16 protein-coding genes are annotated in these 16,641 nt (G+C 44.9%); 5 read left to right on the top strand and 11 right to left on the bottom strand.

The genetic code is table 11. From position 1 onward, the window contains the following. Positions 1–90: 90 nt before the first annotated feature. The 4 genes from IEX81_RS14115 to IEX81_RS16625 all read right to left on the bottom strand — a co-directional run bounded on the left by IEX81_RS14115 (position 91) and on the right by IEX81_RS16625 (position 2,618). Positions 91–1,281 (bottom strand): SDR family NAD(P)-dependent oxidoreductase, encoded by a 1,191-nt coding sequence (locus tag IEX81_RS14115; RefSeq protein ID WP_188804487.1) that lies wholly within the window; start codon positions 1,279–1,281, stop codon positions 91–93. Next, on the bottom strand, positions 1,272–1,556 hold the full coding sequence (locus IEX81_RS16910) for a recombinase zinc beta ribbon domain-containing protein (RefSeq protein WP_188804484.1): 285 nt from the start codon (positions 1,554–1,556) through the stop codon (positions 1,272–1,274). Before IEX81_RS16910 ends, IEX81_RS14115 begins: the two co-directional genes overlap by 10 nt. A 57-nt stretch (positions 1,557–1,613) precedes the next feature. Further along, a complete protein-coding gene (locus tag IEX81_RS14105) occupies positions 1,614–1,919 on the bottom strand; it encodes a recombinase family protein (protein ID WP_188804482.1) in 306 nt (101 codons plus the stop codon). Between the two features lie 447 nt (positions 1,920–2,366). Further along, complete coding sequence (locus IEX81_RS16625; protein WP_229727630.1) at positions 2,367–2,618, bottom strand: hypothetical protein; 252 nt, start codon at positions 2,616–2,618, stop codon at positions 2,367–2,369. 54 nt (positions 2,619–2,672) lie between these two features. Here IEX81_RS16625 and IEX81_RS16620 point away from each other — a divergent pair, with 54 nt between their 5' ends. Next, positions 2,673–2,936 carry a hypothetical protein gene (locus tag IEX81_RS16620; protein ID WP_229727629.1) on the top strand — a complete coding sequence of 88 codons (264 nt, stop codon included), beginning with the start codon at positions 2,673–2,675 and terminating at the stop codon, positions 2,934–2,936. Positions 2,937–3,762: 826 nt separating this feature from the next. On the opposite strand, the gene trhO is transcribed toward IEX81_RS16620, so the two are convergent. After that, a complete protein-coding gene (gene trhO, locus IEX81_RS14095; RefSeq protein WP_188804480.1) occupies positions 3,763–4,701 on the bottom strand; it encodes an oxygen-dependent tRNA uridine(34) hydroxylase TrhO in 939 nt (312 codons plus the stop codon). A 364-nt stretch (positions 4,702–5,065) separates the two neighbouring features. Here trhO and IEX81_RS14090 point away from each other — a divergent pair, with 364 nt between their 5' ends. Continuing rightward, positions 5,066–6,340 (top strand): BaiN/RdsA family NAD(P)/FAD-dependent oxidoreductase, encoded by a 1,275-nt coding sequence (locus tag IEX81_RS14090; protein WP_188804478.1) that lies wholly within the window; start codon positions 5,066–5,068, stop codon positions 6,338–6,340. 35 nt (positions 6,341–6,375) lie between these two features. On the opposite strand, the gene IEX81_RS14085 is transcribed toward IEX81_RS14090, so the two are convergent. From IEX81_RS14085 to IEX81_RS14070, 4 genes are all read right to left on the bottom strand, one after another. Beyond that, the gene (locus tag IEX81_RS14085) at positions 6,376–7,251 is read right to left on the bottom strand and encodes a VIT1/CCC1 transporter family protein (protein WP_188804475.1); all 876 of its coding nucleotides are present in this window, start codon (positions 7,249–7,251) and stop codon (positions 6,376–6,378) included. A gap of 326 nt (positions 7,252–7,577) precedes the next feature. Then, positions 7,578–7,808 carry a DUF2164 family protein gene (locus IEX81_RS14080; RefSeq protein ID WP_188804473.1) on the bottom strand — a complete coding sequence of 77 codons (231 nt, stop codon included), beginning with the start codon at positions 7,806–7,808 and terminating at the stop codon, positions 7,578–7,580. A 45-nt stretch (positions 7,809–7,853) separates the two neighbouring features. Further along, entirely contained in the window at positions 7,854–9,317 is a 1,464-nt protein-coding gene (locus IEX81_RS14075) for an MFS transporter (RefSeq protein ID WP_188804471.1), read from the bottom strand. Positions 9,318–9,485: 168 nt separating this feature from the next. Beyond that, positions 9,486–11,177, bottom strand: a complete 1,692-nt coding sequence (locus IEX81_RS14070) for a formate--tetrahydrofolate ligase (protein WP_188804469.1) — start codon at positions 11,175–11,177, stop codon at positions 9,486–9,488. Between the two features lie 163 nt (positions 11,178–11,340). On the opposite strand from IEX81_RS14070, the gene IEX81_RS14065 reads away from it, so the two are divergent. Continuing rightward, the gene (locus IEX81_RS14065) at positions 11,341–11,766 is read left to right on the top strand and encodes a reverse transcriptase-like protein (RefSeq protein WP_188804467.1); all 426 of its coding nucleotides are present in this window, start codon (positions 11,341–11,343) and stop codon (positions 11,764–11,766) included. Then, positions 11,763–12,677: a DMT family transporter gene (locus IEX81_RS14060; protein WP_188804465.1), complete on the top strand. Its 915-nt coding sequence runs from the start codon at positions 11,763–11,765 to the stop codon at positions 12,675–12,677. Before IEX81_RS14065 ends, IEX81_RS14060 begins: the two co-directional genes overlap by 4 nt. Positions 12,678–12,841: 164 nt before the next feature. Here the strand turns inward: IEX81_RS14060 and IEX81_RS14055 are convergent, their stop codons facing one another. Together IEX81_RS14055 and cshA are read right to left on the bottom strand one after the other, a co-directional pair. Next, positions 12,842–13,069, bottom strand: coding sequence for an IDEAL domain-containing protein (locus tag IEX81_RS14055; RefSeq protein WP_188804463.1), 228 nt, complete (start codon positions 13,067–13,069; stop codon positions 12,842–12,844). A gap of 200 nt (positions 13,070–13,269) precedes the next feature. Then, positions 13,270–14,721: a degradosome RNA helicase CshA gene (gene cshA / locus IEX81_RS14050; RefSeq protein ID WP_188804461.1), complete on the bottom strand. Its 1,452-nt coding sequence runs from the start codon at positions 14,719–14,721 to the stop codon at positions 13,270–13,272. Between the two features lie 368 nt (positions 14,722–15,089). Between cshA and zwf the strand changes: the two genes are divergently transcribed. Beyond that, on the top strand, positions 15,090–16,562 hold the full coding sequence (gene zwf / locus IEX81_RS14045; RefSeq protein ID WP_188804459.1) for a glucose-6-phosphate dehydrogenase: 1,473 nt from the start codon (positions 15,090–15,092) through the stop codon (positions 16,560–16,562). Positions 16,563–16,641: the final 79 nt, after the last annotated feature.

Genomic DNA, 16,641 nt, shown 5'->3' with positions numbered 1-16,641 from the left:
TATAACAAATGTAAAAAATACTGACAGTGCCACCTATACTTTGGATTTTGATTTCATAACACACCTCCCATACCCCATTAAAGTCAGCAGTTATAAATTGTCACAGATAAAGTTCAAATCTTCAATGTAATGTTGAAGAGCTTTAGAATATTCCTTTAGTTTTTTGGGATTCTTTTCAAACCCTTGAAGTAATTTATACTGTCTCTGATAATAAAGCATTAATTTTTCAAAATTAGATGAATAAGAGCTTAACTCCTGAATGTTTTGGTTAGCAACTATTGATTCAATATGATGCATAATTTCAAGAAACTGGTCAGCAGAATATCCTACTGTTTTTTTAAAATCACGTAATACCCATTGACGCTCAAAAATATTTCTCCCCATCCAACCCGAATATTGCTCCTTATAAACCTTTACCACATTCATAATCTTTGGTACTATCTTTTGATAGTCCTTAGCCTTGTTATTTTCTTTATCGCCTAAGGTTGATAATAACCCAGAATCGGACAAAACTTGTATAGAACCAATTTCCTGACCATTATATCTATCGGCCATTAAAATTGATAGTGCAAATCCTGTACCAGCTTCTTCAACCCCAAGTATATGGCTTTCATTCATCTGATAAAATTCCTCGGTTGTTATTCCCATATGAGATGAAACTGCTTCTATCCCTTTCATTGCTGTTTCTGTTTTCACAAGTCCTGGACTGACAGTATATACTTTTATGTTAGTGTTTTCCAATTCTCCAAACAGAGTGTTACACAATTCAACCTGTGTTGTCTTGAATACTTCATATGCCCCCATAAAAGGTGCGGCCCCAGATGATGATACAAATACAATTGTACCGGAATTTTTGTATTTCATTAATGGTAAAAAAATTTTAGTTAATAACAAAGGAGCTTTGAAATTAACAGCATAACTCTTGTCCCATACATCAATAGGAACTTCTTCTACTGCCCCAATAGCAGTCATAGTTGCATTATTAAACAGGACATCTATGCTGCCATATCTTTCTTTCACGTAAGAAGTAAGAGAATATATCTGTTTTTCATCGAATAGGTCAATTTCATAAAACTCTGCAGAGTTTTTCCCAAATATACTGTTTAAAGAGTTTTCTGCATGGACCAGTTTTTGTTTATCTATTTCAGCTATAATAACTTTTGCTCCCATATAAATTAATGCTTTTGCAGTTTCTAAACCTATTCCTCCACCTGCACCAGTTAATAAAACTATCTTATCCTTTAATCCATTTTTAAAGGATATACTTTTCTCTATAAGCATATTTTCTCTCCTCTATTAATTTTTTTAATCAGATCAACATATTCCTCCAGCTTATCAGCATACTGACCAAGTTCAGTATAAAAAAGCTTTTCGAACTCGGAGAGGTTCGCTTCTTTATTCTGACAATCTGAATATTGAGTCATATCCTCGTTATATTTTCGAGTTTGACAGCTTGAAATTCTTTTTTTATTACCTCTTGATGTCTGAAAAGAATGAACACCTCCACAAATGCCACAATGAATGAGACCAGAGAATTTATGTTTACCAAGTTTCAAAGATGGCGACCTAGAGGCCCTTTTCTCCTTAATTATTTGAACTTGTCCCCAGTCTTCCTAAGAAATAAGAACTCCATGAGTATTCTCAACCAGAATTTGCTCCTCCCTTTTTGTTTTCATTGTCACTCTTTTCCCATTAACCTTCTTTTGAGTAGTTTTTCCGTAGAGTGAATGCCCTAAGTAAACCGAATTATTAAGAAGCCGAGAAACCCCAGCAGGAGTCCAGATGAGGCCAGTAGAGGTCACAACATTTTCACGCTCAAACTTGAAAGCAATGTCCTTTGTAGACATTCCCTCAGGGTAGAGCTTAAACATTTTTTTAATGATTGGAGCATCCTCACTGGGTTCTAGTTTCTTTGTCACTCTTATTATACTTACTGGACAGGCAAAAGTTCTAGGATGCTAAGAAATCAGTAATTCGTCTTGTACTTCAGGTGTTTCCTGCTTTTCCTGAATGATTTGTGTTAGGATTAAATGCTGGTTTCGGGCAAACGTTGAAAAATCGTTTGGCGTAAATGGGCCATGATCGTGGCCTCTGAAGCTATCCCTTTGGACGGTGTCCTTAAAATGCGGAAAAGTTTGCTTTTCCGCCGGCTCTCCTTGCGGAGGGCAATCATTTGGAGCAGGCCCATCGCGATGCAGTGGCACATCATGGAGCCTCAATGGCTTTAACGGTGTGGAGAATCCGTTCTTGAGCGTGTCTATCCGTCACCTGATCCAGGGGCTCGGCTTCATCCGATTGGCGATATCGGTTCAGTCGGGACATCGACCAGCTCCAAAAATGATAGGCAAACGCGCCGAGCGATTGCTTCAGTGCACGAAAGGTTGTTTCGGTTGCGAACCGCTGCGCGTAGAGCCGGATGATGGTGTCGGGTTCCGATCCGTGCTGACTAGGATGGCGCGTCGTTCGCCCATCACGGCGAGAACAAAGCGCAGTTCCTGATACAGTTCCTGCCCCCAAAGCAGATCCCGGCAGAGATAGGACACGGTCTCTTCTTTCCCGTAAAGCGAAAGGGCTGCTGTTTTGAAGGATTTTTCCTGTGTGTCAAACAGCGTTTTCAATTTGAGACGGGCTCCTTTTTTTCAGGGACGGCCCCGGCGTCCGGTTTGAACAGGGTGTTCATAGGCCACGCAAAAAGTTTTGGCTTTGGTTACCAGATCCAATCGCGTGTCGCCTTCCCGATTCCGCTGATTCAAACGACAAAGTGCAGGAACGGACAAGAAATAGCGATCCAGCAGGAACAGCACCCGGCCGAACACCTGAGCTGCCGAAAAACCCTGGTCGATCATCTGCACCGCATGAGAGCCCCGTTCTTCATCGCTGTTTTCCCAATGACGTATGGCTTGTACGCCGTCGTGAAGACGAAGAGCGAGCGGTAGGCAAAACGTTTTTGGCGTTTCCGGTGAGGATGCCCACCGATCCCCAGAGATGACCGAAGATGAAGGCAGCCTTGGACACGTCCTCGGATTCCTGATACAGTTTCTTCACGCTAGGCATGTAGCGCGCTTCTTTGGCCTGTTTGACCCGTCACCGACAAGAATCACCGCGTCCCCTTCACGTTTGAGAGGCGCGAACTTGAGTACCACACCCAGTCCCTGTTGGCGCAGGTCGGTCAAAGACCAGGCCGAGGAACGGAAAAAATGAATCAGGGGCTCATAACCATTTGGGTTCAACGCTAAATCACGAATCACGGAGGTGACCCCGCGACAGTCAGAACGGATCATCACCAATGATGATCACAACAAACCACTGAAACGCGGCGAATCTATGAAAACAGGAACGAAACAACAGAAGTACAGAATCAATAAATTTCAACATGGCACTAGTCAACCGCGAAGGAACAGGATAAACTAGAAGAAAGATAACCCTTGGCGATTTTTCCTCTCTTTCTTGGCAGATAAGAGGATACCATAAAATCCCATTTAGGGGTTATCCTTTTGTATTATTTACACAGAACCTTTCACTCTTCAGATTTTTTAGATAAACAAAAAATAACTTGATGGATTGCTCATATGTTCGTAATGTCTTTTGGTTCATCCCTTTTGCCTGGCAGTGGCACATATAATTCTCAATATAAAAATCCGCATTCATTTCAATAAAAAAGCACCCCCATTGTTAGATTTAGACCCTATCCAACAAATGAAGATGCTCATCTTTAATTCGAATAATTTATGTTACAAATGTGAGTTGGGAATTAGATATTTGTTACTTAACTGACGTTGCATCTTTTAGATTCCCATGCTCCAAAACCCAACGGTTGCGCGGATGCTCCCGGCAGGCATCGCTGCAGGAACGTTGATACTTTTTTTCGCACGCTTCACAGCAAATATACTGCCTGTTGCATTCGGGATTCGCACAATTGACGATCCGGTCGGTCGGCTTGCCGCAATGATGGCAATGACCGATCACCCGATCTTCGTCTGTACGGTTGACCGGTACGGCTATACGCTGGTCAAACACATAGCATTTGCCGTCATAGAGCTTCCCTTTCACTTCCGGATCTTTGCCGTATTCAACGATTCCGCCGTCCAGCTGGCTGACGTCCCTGAACCCAGCCCTGAGCAGGTAGCCGCTGAATTTCTCGCAGCGAATGCCGCCGGTACAGTAAGTCAGTACTTTCTTGTCCTTATAGTCCGACAAATTCTGTTCAATCCACTTGGGCAGGTCGCGAAATGTTTCAATATCAGGCAATATCGCGTTCCTGAAATGGCCGATCTGTGTCTCATAGTCGTTGCGTGCATCAATAACGATAGCATCCTTGTCCTGAAGCGCGTTGTAAAACGATTTAGGTTTCAGGTGTTTTCCTGTCACCCGGTGTGGATCGATATCGTTCTCAAGTTTAAACGCAACAATTTCCTTTCGCGGCCGGACATGCATTTTCTTAAACGCATGGCCATCGGCTTCATCGATTTTAAACACCATATCCTCAAAACGCGGGTCGCGATGCAGCGTATCCATGTAAATCCGCGTCTGCTCCGCTGTTCCGGACAATGTGCCGTTCAGTCCCTCTTTTGCGACCAGAATACGCCCCTTCAGTTCGAGACGCTTACAAAAATCCAGATGCTCTTTGGCAAAAGTTTCCGGATCATCAATGGTCACATATTTATAATACAGTAAAACACGAAAAGGTTTTTGTTCCGTCAATGCTTCACACCTCGATCAGAATTCGTCCGATCCTGCCATTCTTGCAGAAATCGAAAAAGACCACACCATACATCCTATCAAATATTTATATCAGTGACAAATATCACACTTCAATTTGTCAACTATTGTCTTCGAATAAAAAATCCTTGCTGCATCTGAAAATTTATCCGGAAAAGAGTTCGTAACTTGGATTAATCTGCTGGCATTAGCCTTATTTTGCTGCTGTGCCGTACAGGTGAATTGAGAACGGATAGATAAAAGAACAATTGGACAATCTGAGGTGAAAAGAAACTCATCTTCTGGTATAGTCAGAAACGGAACTGATTTTAATATGACTATGCAAAAATGAGAGTAGGATGCGGCAATGACTTATGATGTGATTGTGGTTGGCGGCGGTCCGGCCGGTTTAATGGCTTCGATTGCAGCAGCGGAGAGTGGGGCCAGAGTCCTGCTCATGGACAAGGGAAACAAACTCGGCAGAAAGCTGGCTATTTCAGGCGGCGGACGCTGCAACGTAACCAATGCTATGCCTATTGATCAGCTGATCCGCCACATTCCAGGCAATGGAAGATTTTTATACAGTGCACTTTCGGCATTCAACAACCAGGATATCATCGCTTTCTTTGAAGGATTGGGTATCCGGTTGAAAGAAGAAGATCACGGAAGGATGTTTCCCGTTTCGAACAATGCCCTTTCGGTGGTGGACGCGTTGCTCAGTAAGGTTCATGCACTCGGGGTAACGATCAGGGTCAACCAGCCCGTGCAGGCCGTTTTGTATGGAGAAAGTGTACAAGGAGTGAAGACAGCCGCAGGCGAGAAAATAGCCGCCCCATGCGTCATTGTCGCGGTCGGCGGAAAGTCGGTTCCACAGACCGGTTCTACGGGAGACGGCTACTCATGGGCAAAAGCTGCCGGGCATACTGTTACCGATCTTTATCCCACCGAAGTACCGCTCACGTCTGCAGAACCGTTTATCCAATCGAAAACCTTGCAGGGCCTCTCCCTGCGTGACGTCGCCGTCACCCTTGTGAATCCTCAAGGAAGACCGATTCAGACTCACCGGTGGGACATTCTTTTCACACATTTCGGACTGTCCGGTCCCGCCATTTTAAGACTCAGCCAATTTGTCGTTAAAGCACTGAAAAAATTCAAAACGTCAGATGTGACAATTGAGATTGATGCGCTCCCTGATCTTAACGAGGAAGCGCTCTTTCAGCTGCTCTTTCAGAAGGCGAAGGCAGAACCTAAAAAAGCGGTCAAAAACGTTTGGAAAGGGATCGTTCCGGAGCGCTATTTATCCTTCTTATATGAAGAGATTCACCTTTCTGCCGAAAAAAATTCCCATGAGCTTTCAAAAGAAGACATGCGGCACATGACAAAGGCGCTCAAAGCACTCCCTGTCAGGGTGAACGGAAGCCTTTCGATTGAAAAAGCATTCATTACGGGCGGTGGTGTTTCACTAAAAGAAATCAACCCGAAAACAATGGAATCCAAAGTCATGCCCGGTCTCTTCTTCTGCGGCGAAATCATGGATATTCACGGCTACACTGGAGGCTACAATATTACTGCCGCATTTGTTACCGGCCACGCAGCAGGGGCTGCAGCTGCAGCGAAAAAGCAGCACCGTCCGGTCAATTAAAAAACGGGAAAAAGAGCCGGTTTTATCCGGTTTCTTTATGATCCCGCCCCAACGCCCAAATAGGCTTTCACAACAAACCCTATGAAAAAAGTAAGGGCTGAAACACCAAGACAAATGATGACCATTTCCCAAAAGCGTTGTTTAAAACCAATCTTTTTCGCAACATCCATATAATAGCTGAAAATAAAAATAATAACCACGGAGATCATTACGGTGACAAGAAGAGCCAGCATATATTGATTATTCGGCATCAGGAAAAACGGCAGGACAAGCAAAATGACGGTGAGGATATACGAAAATCCTGTGTAGATCGCGGCAGTAGCCGCTTTTTTAATATTCCCTTCCGACCTTTCTGCCATAAACTCGCTGGCCGCCATCGACAGTGAAGCGGCAATGCCGGCTATAAGTCCGGCAATCGCAATCATAAAAGAGTTGGACATTGATAAAGTGAAACCGGCTACACTGCCCGTAATCTCAACAAGAGCATCGTTCATGCCGAGAATAATTGCTCCGACAAAATCGAGACGGCTTTCCTTTAATTGATCAATCAACTCCTTCTCCTGTATAACGAGAGCACGGATTTTTTCGATTCTATCCAAGAGCTGCGTGTTGCTTGAAGTGGAAAGGCGGTTGATCTGGCGCTCCTTCTTTCTCATCAGCCACTGGGTGACGAACGTAAATCCCAATAGACGCGCGAACAGAACAGACCCGTTTAACAAGCGGTGAATATTGGTACGAACGTTTTCTGCCTGCAGAAGCCGGATCAGCTGCTGCTCCACTCCGGCTAATTTAGCATAGATTTGACGATTATGCTCTACCTTGAGGTTTTCCTGCCAGTATTGATAAAGCATGGATTGGAGCAACACAAGTTTCTCCAGAACTTTAAGATGTCTCTCATCTCTTGAACTCATATTAAATACCAACTATCCTTCCCGATTATCTTCACAGAACAAATCTCTGAATTTTGATCTCTTTATTGGATCATTAAAGAAAATAAGATAGATTTATCCAATCATTCGCTAAGTAAATAATCGCTTTATAACCTATACATAATAGCACTGCTAAATCTTGGTTTCAAGTATAATAATTATCTTTTTATAATTAAACTAATAGATCCCTATATTATTAATTTATAAGGATCTATTGCTGTATTATCATAATTGATTATAATTATCATTATCGTTTGTAAATCTTTTTTATCATTTATTTTTTCTAATGAGCATCTTACTCATAGGGATCATCTCTTCTCAAGTACACCCAATTCTTCTTCCAGTGAAGAAAACTGCCGTTCAACAACGAATCTGGCATCTTTCAGTGCCTGATTATAGATCAGCTGCGCACATTCATTCATGAAAAATGTCAGCAGATTCTCGGCCCCGATCAGGCCGAGTTGTTCATGATTCGCATCAAAATAATAGCTTTGCAGTTTTTCGAGCAGCTCCTTTTTCTGTGTTCTTGTCAGATTCATTTTATTCCCCCGTTTACAACATTTTCCTCTTGAAGCATGTTCATATTAATGAATCCGGGCGTGCACTCTTCTTGAATGGATATAACGGACACCTGTAAGAACGGCAGACACCATGCAAATACCTGCTGAAGCCAGAAAGACAATATGCATCGCATAAAGAAAGATATCCGGCCGCCCGGATACTAAACCGGTCACACGGTAGCCTGCTTTCACACTCATACTGAAAAACAACAAACTTGTTGCAAAAGTGATTCCGACGATCATGCCCAGATTCCTGATCAGTGCGTTGACACTTCCTGCACTTCCCAGCTGTGATCTAGGGACCGTCGACATCACAAGCGAGTTATTCGGTGATTGAAAAAGGCCGCTACCAGCCCCCATGACCGCCACAAGAAGACTAACGTAAATCGCAGGGCTCCCCGCGTTTAGGAATCCCAGACCGATCTGTGAAGCAACCAGAACCATCAGTCCGATAAAAGTCAGAACTTCTGAACCGATTTTATCGGAAAGCGCGCCGCTCAGCGGAGCCGCGACGGCCATCGCCATCGGAAAAAACATGAGCACAAAACCGGAGTCTCTTGCTGTCAGCCCCAGAATATCCTGGGTAAAAAAAGGAGCAATGATATTAAAACAAAAATTGGAGACAAACACGAGAAAAGCACAAATAATACTTATTGAGAAGAGCCCGTTTCTAAATAGTTTTAGTTGAAGCATCGGCTCCTCTTTGCGCCATTCAACGATGATAAAAACAAGCAGCAAAACTGCAGCAAGAAGAATTGCCGAAATAATCCGACCGTCCTGATAGCCGAATCGCTGTCCGAGCAGGAGCCCGGTAAAGAGCAGAATGATAAAGGCAGCAAAGATCAGCGTACCGCTTTTATCCAAACGGCCCTTTGATCGATAAATATCCTTCGGAAGCATTCTCCAGCCAAGAAGAATGACGACGATTCCGATTGGAACGTTGATCCAGAAAATATAATTCCATCCGAGCGAATAGACGATAAACCCACCAAGCCCAGGTCCGGTGATGCCGCCGAGCGAGACAAAAGTGCCGATAAGGCCAAGCGCTCGTCCCCTTTCCCTTCCTGGAAAAATATCCGTCGCAATGCCGAAGTTGTTGGCCATTGTCATTGAGGCTCCGACAGCCTGAACGACTCTCGCAGCCAAAAGAAAGGGGAGATTCCCGCTGAACCCGCAGAGCAATGACCCCGCAATGAATAAAATTGTGCCGATTCGGAAAATCATAATTTTGCCGAACATGTCTCCAAGGCGTCCAAACATCAGTATGAACACACAGATGACCATCAGGTAAATGGTAACGACCCATTCGCTGTTTGCAATAGGCAGGTGAAGTCTGTGCGAAATGTCAGGCAGAGCCACATTGACGATGCTCGCATCAAGCGTGGACATAAAGGTAAAGAGATTGAGGATGATGAGAATGATCCAGCGTCTTTTCTGCACCGATTCATCTTGCTGATAAGAGGTTATTCTTGATAAATCCGATACCATTTTGCACCTTCTTGCGTTTAATTTCATTTTTCGAGCTCGAAAAGAAAAGCTCACGTCAAGCCAAATAAATGAAAAGATATCACAGCACTGCTCTGTGATACCCTTCTATTCAAATCATTATGATAAACAAACTCGTCTCCCCGATCTGGCGTTCCCTGGAACGATGCATTAAAACAAACCGGCCACCTTGCCATCAGTGCCGACATCCATATTTAAAGCCGCAGGATGTTTTGGGAGACCGGGCATCGTCAACACGCTTCCTGTTAATGCAACAATGAAACCCGCACCAACAGATACTTTCAGTTCCCGCACATGAATAACGAAGTCTTTCGGCCGCCCAATCAATTTTGGGTTATCTGAAAGCGAATACTGGGTTTTAGCGATACAGACTGGAAATTTATCCCACCCGTTTTTCTTGATGGAGACAAGCTGTCTGCGCGCTTTTGGAGATAATTCCAGACCCTTGCCGCCGTAAACCTTCGTGATCACGGCATATAGTTTGTCCTCGACGGAATCATCCAATTCGTAAAGCGGTTTGAAATGATTTTCTTGAGATTCTATTGTTTCAACAACCAGTCGGGCCAGCTGTTCCCCGCCTTTCCCCCCGTCTTCCCATACATTGGCCAGCGCGACAGGATGACCGTTCTTCGCACACCAATCCTTTACAAAAGCCACTTCACGATCCGTATCAAATATAAAATGATTAATCGCAATTACATAAGGAAGACCGAATGCCTGAATCGTCTCGATATGGCAGGCCAGATTCTCCATGCCGCGAGCCAGAGCGTCCATATCTTCATTTCTTAATTCTTCCTTTGTCATGCCCCCGTGCATTTTCAGTGCGCGTATCGTTGCGACAATGACAACGGCACCCGGTTTAATATGACCGGCGCGCGTCGTAATATCAAGAAATTTTTCCGCACCGAGATCCGCGCCGAAACCCGCTTCAGTCACAAGATACTCCCCGAGTTTAGCTCCAATTTTGGTTGCGAGCACACTGTTGCATCCGTGCGCAATATTTGCAAACGGACCACCGTGGACAAAGGCGGGTGTGTTCTCAAGCGTCTGTACAAGATTAGGATGGATCGCCTCTTTCAAGAGAAGCGTCAGCGCCCCCTCAACCTTCAGATCCCTGACAAAAACCGGCTCGTTGTCGTAAGTATAAGCGACCAGCATCTTACTTAAACGCTTTTTGAGATCATCAAGATTCACCGAAAGGCACAGAATGGCCATGATCTCGGAAGCTACTGTAATATCAAATCCGTCTTCACGAGGCACCCCATTTGTTCTTCCTCCGAGACCGATGATGACGTGCCGGAGTGCGCGATCGTTCAGGTCAAGGACACGTTTCCAGACGATCCGGCGCGGATCGATATTCAACTCATTGCCTTGATAGATGTGATTGTCAAGAAAAGCGGCAAGCGCATTATGGGCGGAAGTAATCGCATGAAAATCGCCGGTAAAATGGAGGTTGATGTCCTCCATCGGAACAACCTGCGAATAGCCCCCTCCCGCGGCTCCGCCTTTCAGTCCCATTGTCGGTCCAAGCGAGGGCTCGCGAAGCGCGATAACTGTCTTTCTCCCAATACGATTCATCGCCTGTCCAAGTCCGACAGTTACTGTCGATTTTCCTTCTCCTGCCGGGGTCGGGTTAATCGAGGTCACCAGAATGACATTCCCGTCCTTTTTACCGTTCAGTTTTTTCAAAGTATCAGCCGATACCTTGGCTTTATAGCGTCCGTAAGGCTCCCAGTCCTCCTCATCAAGGCCGAGTCCCCCGGCAATTTTACCGATAGGCGCCAGTACCGCCTCCTGAGCGATTTCAATATCCGATTTTACCGTCTTTGTGCTGCTTGTCATTTTTGTTTGATCACCCATCCGAAAAATAATTAATATACTCATCATAACATATTGTCTGCCATCCAAATATGAACGATTAGAAAAATTACCGCTTTTTATTGGAGGGGTTTTTGTTGTATGCTAGTGTCATCATGTGAAGCTGAATAAGCGGGGTGGGCATCGATTGATTGAAGTTTCTTTTGATGGGGCAGCAAGCGGCAATCCCGGACTTGCAGGCGGAGGATTGTACATAAAATTGAATGGCGGAGACGAGGTGAGACATTCGTTCCCGCTCGGCATTTTGTCAAGCAACCATGAAGCGGAGTTTGCGGCACTCGTTGCAGCACTCCGTTTTTGCCTTGACAAAGGCTATCTGTCGGTTTCTTTCCGGACTGATTCGCAATTGGTCGATCAGGCTTTGGAGAAACGTTACGTCAAAAAAAGCATTTACGACCGCTACCTTCATGAAGCGCTCGGACTCATCGAACAATTCGATCTTTTTTTCTGCAAGTGGATCCCGGACCAGCAGAATTATAACGCGGATTCGCTTGCACGGCAAGCGATTCACAAGCAACAGACTTTATCCGATAAAGAGTGTGATCATCAGTGACCCTCAAACGCGTACTCGCAGCAGACACTTTATTACTAGGCATTACATTCGTCTGGGGCACAACATTTATTATTGTTCAAAATGTACTGGACAAACTGACTCCGTTGACATTTAACGCCTGGCGGTTTCTTATTGCCGCCTTTTTTCTTGCAGGATGGCAATTCTTGGCCAAAAGGCGCGAAAGGCCGGCCTTTCGCTGTTCCCCCAGACTGATTGTCTCCGGCAGCGTACTTGGGACCCTATTATTTATCGGCTATGCTTGTCAAACAATCGGGCTGCTATACACATCGGCATCAAACGCTGCCTTCATCACGGGGCTCAGTGTCGTACTTGTTCCTGTACTTTCCTCGCTATTTTTAAGCAAAGTACCCTCGCCGCCTGTAATTATCGGGGTCGTTTTTGCGGCAATCGGTCTTTTTTTTCTGACAACCCGGGGCCAGTTCACATTGAATCGCGGGGATCTGATCGTTCTGATCTGCGCAGCAGCTTTTGCGTGCCATATTATCTTCACTGCAAAAGTAACTGAACAATTTGACAGTCTTTCTCTGACGATTGTCCAGCTGACCGTTGTCGCCTTCCTAAGTTTTGCATCTGGTCTGGCCGCAGACGGTAAGCGGATCTTTGCCGTTCCTCAATTGACAGCTCCTGATGTTCTTTCCGTTGTCTTATTCATGGCACTTTTTGCGACGGCTTTTGCTTTTCTGCTGCAAACCGCGTTGCAGAAAGAAACACCCGCGACACATGTTGGGATTATTTTCATCATGGAGCCGGTGTTTGCAGCATGGACTTCCGTCCTGATTCAGCACGAACGGCTGGGAGGAAGTGAACTCGTGGGCTGTACCCTGATTCTTGCCGGCATGTTGCTGGCAGAATGGCCGGCCCGCCGGCGTCGTAAACGTGCCAAGTCCTGACCGTTTTCAAATCCGCCGGTATTCCGGACATATGAAAAAGAACCCTCATAAGGGTTCTTTTTCTATGTCGTTTTAATAACAGTCTCAAAAGGATCCTGCCGGTTTGTTTTACTGGCAGGCGGACGTTTCTTTTTAAATCTATTCATACAGGTTTGCGCGGAAAATCAGCGCTTCAATGCCTTATATTCCTCCGTTAGTTTCATAAACTGTGCTTTATCCTTAGAATCGAGGCTTGCATCAATCGCCGACTGAAGCTGCTTTACTTTTTGATTAAATTCCATTTCATCCAGGATCATTTGGGCATACATTTCGACTACTGAGACCTTCGCTTGTTGTTCTTTGTAAAGAACAAGCGCCTTTGTATTCTGTTGGAAAGAGTGATCGTTGTTCATCTTAATTGCCCCCCTTTGCACTTTTAACCATTATGCACTATTTATCTGAAAGTTACAACCATTTTCAATTATTTTCTTTTAACTTTTCCAATAATTTAGAAAAAAGTTCCTTTAGAGTAATAAAAAGGAGGAGCAGATCTGCTCCTCCTTTTTATTACTCTATTATGGCGGTCACCCGTCAAAGTTTCATTCCGTTTGTTTCAAAAATGCTGAGAACGTTGTCTGCCTCTTCCACGGTAACCACTGTTCTGACGATGTTCAAATTCCCGGGATCGGCTGTAAAAGCCCTTGCCTCTGCTGCCATGCTGCTGAGAATGGTGGCTGTTCCGTTTGACCATTAATGGTGCTTCCCGTGTCAGACGTACCGGCGTTGTATCCGGTTCTTTTGTTAATACCTTCAAAGCAGCGGCAACCACATCTTCCGCATCATTGTTGGAAAGCAGCTCTTGCGCCTTTGCTTCATAAGCATGATAATTGTCCTTCTCTAAAGAACTCCGCAGTGTATCAACAGCTACTTTCTGCTGTCCCGCAAGTGCCTCCTCGTAACTTGGGGCACTGACCTGTTTCATCGGTTGTTTCGTCAAACGTTCGATCGACCGTAAATGCGGGAATTCGTTCGGCGTAATGAATGTGAGCGCAAGACCCGTTTTACCGGCACGCCCGGTACGCCCAATGCGATGGACATAGCTTTCCGGATCCTGCGGAAGATCAAAGTTGTAGACATGTGTCACATTGCTGATATCAAGACCGCGGGCTGCAACATCGGTCGCAACGAGCAGTTTGACTTCGTTTTGCTTGAAGCGGCGAAGCACAAGATCCCGTTTGGACTGTGTCAGATCACCGTGAATGCCTTCCGCCTCATACCCCCGCTTTTGAAGAGCGCGCATCAATTCGTCAACCCGGCGTTTCGTCCGTCCGAACACAATCGCACGCTCAGGCATTTGAATATCAAGAAACCGGGTTAACGCATCAAACTTATCCGGTTCCTTTACCTTCACAAAGTTCTGTTCAATCAAAGAAACCGTTAATGTTTTGGCCTTAATCTGAACCTTTTTCGGATCGCGCATAAATTTTTCGGCAAGAACCTGAATCGGACGCGGCATCGTCGCTGAAAAAAGCAGCGTCTGCCGTTCTTCAGGGGTATTCTCAAGAATCTCATGAATATCGTCAATGAATCCCATGTTCAGCATTTCATCGGCTTCATCAAGAACGATAATTTTAATCTGATCCAGCCGAATCGTACGGCGTTTGATGTGATCCAGCAGACGGCCCGGAGTTGCGGAAATAATGCTTGGACGTTTCTTCAAATCGCGGATTTGTCTTTGAATGTCCTGTCCTCCGTAAATCGCGGCTGTTCTGACTTTTTTATAATAGCCGAGTGCGTTCAGTTCCTGTGCATTCTGGATGGCAAGCTCGCGTGTCGGTGTGATGACGACGCCCTGAATATCATAATTGGAAGGATCTGCAGATTCGATCATCGGGATACCGAATGCCGTTGTTTTTCCCGTTCCCGTCTGTGCCTGTCCAATCAGATCGACACCGGTCTTGGCCACTGGAATCGCCTGTTCCTGAATAGGGGTCATCTCAGTGAAACCCATCCTGTCGGTCGCTTTCCTTATTTCTTCACTAACTTCAAGTTCTGAAAATTTCATTAAGCAATAAAGTCTCCTTTTTTTAATACATTCAGTTTTATTTTAGAAATGATTAGGCATCCTCCGCGATAATGGACGGAAAATGCCTACCAAGAATTGAGCAAACATTATCTTCATTTTCAAAAGCAAACCTCTTCCATCCTTATGATTGCCTAAACACATAATTTCACCATAACATGTACAGAAATGAAATGCAACGAATTGAAGTATTTCCTTTTTATCAAAACGGTTCTGATTTACTTTTTTTTGGATTTCGAGCATGATTATTTGATAATCCGGTTAATCATGGTATATTTAAGTGTAACACATTATTTGATACGTGCGATAACATTGAACCGATTCAGAAAGAGGAATGAGGGACACTTTCTATGATGGAAATACAGAAACAGCCAACGCTTATTTTTATGTTCGGGGCTACCGGCGACCTGGCCCGGCGAAAGCTTTATCCGGCTTTTTACCAGCTTTATCAAAAAAATCAGGATTTTGCTGTGATCGGACTGGCAAGGCGTCCACATACTCACGAATCTTACCGGCGTTTGATCAGTGATACGCTGCCCGAACAATCCGGGGAGCGCAAGGGCTTTCTGGATCGCTTTTACTATCTTTCACTTGATATCGAACACCCCGAGAACTTTGGCGTCCTCAAAGAGTTAAGCGATCGCCTTGACAAGCAATACTTATTGCAAGGAAACCGAATCTTTTATCTGTCTCTTGCACCGCGTTTTTTCGGACTTGCAGCAAAAAATCTGAAGAATGCCGGTTTAACCGAGACATCAGGATGGAAACATCTCATTATCGAAAAGCCTTTCGGGCATGATTTTATGTCAGCTGAAAAACTGAATAACGACCTGCTGCAGGTCTTTGATGAAAAAGAAATCTACCGGATCGATCACTATCTCGGAAAAGAAATGGTCCAGAATATCGAGGCTCTTCGATTTGCAAACCCGATCTTTGAGTCCGTCTGGAATCACCGGTACATTTCCAATGTGCAAATCACATTAAGCGAAACACTCGGTGTGGGCGAACGGGCAAGTTATTACGATCAAACAGGTGCTCTTCTGGACATGGTTCAGAATCACATCATGCAGATGATCGCACTGACAGCGATGGAGCCGCCAAGCCGGTTTGAAACGGAAGAAATCCGTTATGAAAAGGTCAAGGTCATCCAGTCGATCCGGCCCGTGTCGGCCGAAAAGGTCTCCGACCAGGTTGTCCGCGGACAGTATATCGGCGGGATGATGTCCGATGGTACGGAAGTGTGCGCCTACCGCGATGAAGAAAAAATCGATAAAAATTCGAACACGGAAACATTTGTCGCCGCCCGTTTTTTCATCGATAATTATCGCTGGTCCGGCGTTCCATTTTATATCCGTACGGGAAAACGAATGACAGCAAAATCCACGGAAATTGTCATTCAATTTAAAGACAATCCTAAAAATCCATATTTTTACCACTTGAATGATGCAGAACCCAATCTTCTCGTTATCCATGTTCAGCCAGACGAAGGTCTGTCCCTGAAGCTGAACGTTAAACAGTTCAACGAAACAGGGAATACAATGCCGATCTCAATGAAGTTCTGCAATAATTGTGCGAATGTGGGCAATACACCCGACGCCTATGAACGGCTGCTGGCGGATTGCCTGAAAGGCGATTCGACTAATTTTACCCGCTGGGATGAAGTTGCCTATTCTTGGTCGTTAATGGATTCGATCGTTGCATCCTGGTCGGAAAAACAGTTGCCGCTTGATCGCTATGAAGCGGGGTCCATGGGTCCTGTATCAGCGAATGAGCTTCTGGCAAAAGACGGCTTTCACTGGTGGCCGCTGACAAGAACAGAATAATCTGCTCTATACAATTAGGAGGTTTAACAGTTCCGGATCGTTTTATTCCCGGGAATGTTAGACCTCCTTTTAATACATC

Source organism: Sporolactobacillus putidus (assembly GCF_014647035.1).
In the GTDB taxonomy this organism is placed as follows: domain Bacteria; phylum Bacillota; class Bacilli; order Bacillales; family Sporolactobacillaceae; genus Sporolactobacillus; species Sporolactobacillus putidus.
The sequence above is the reverse complement of the archived record's forward strand: the minus strand, read 5'-3'. Positions and strand labels throughout refer to the sequence as shown.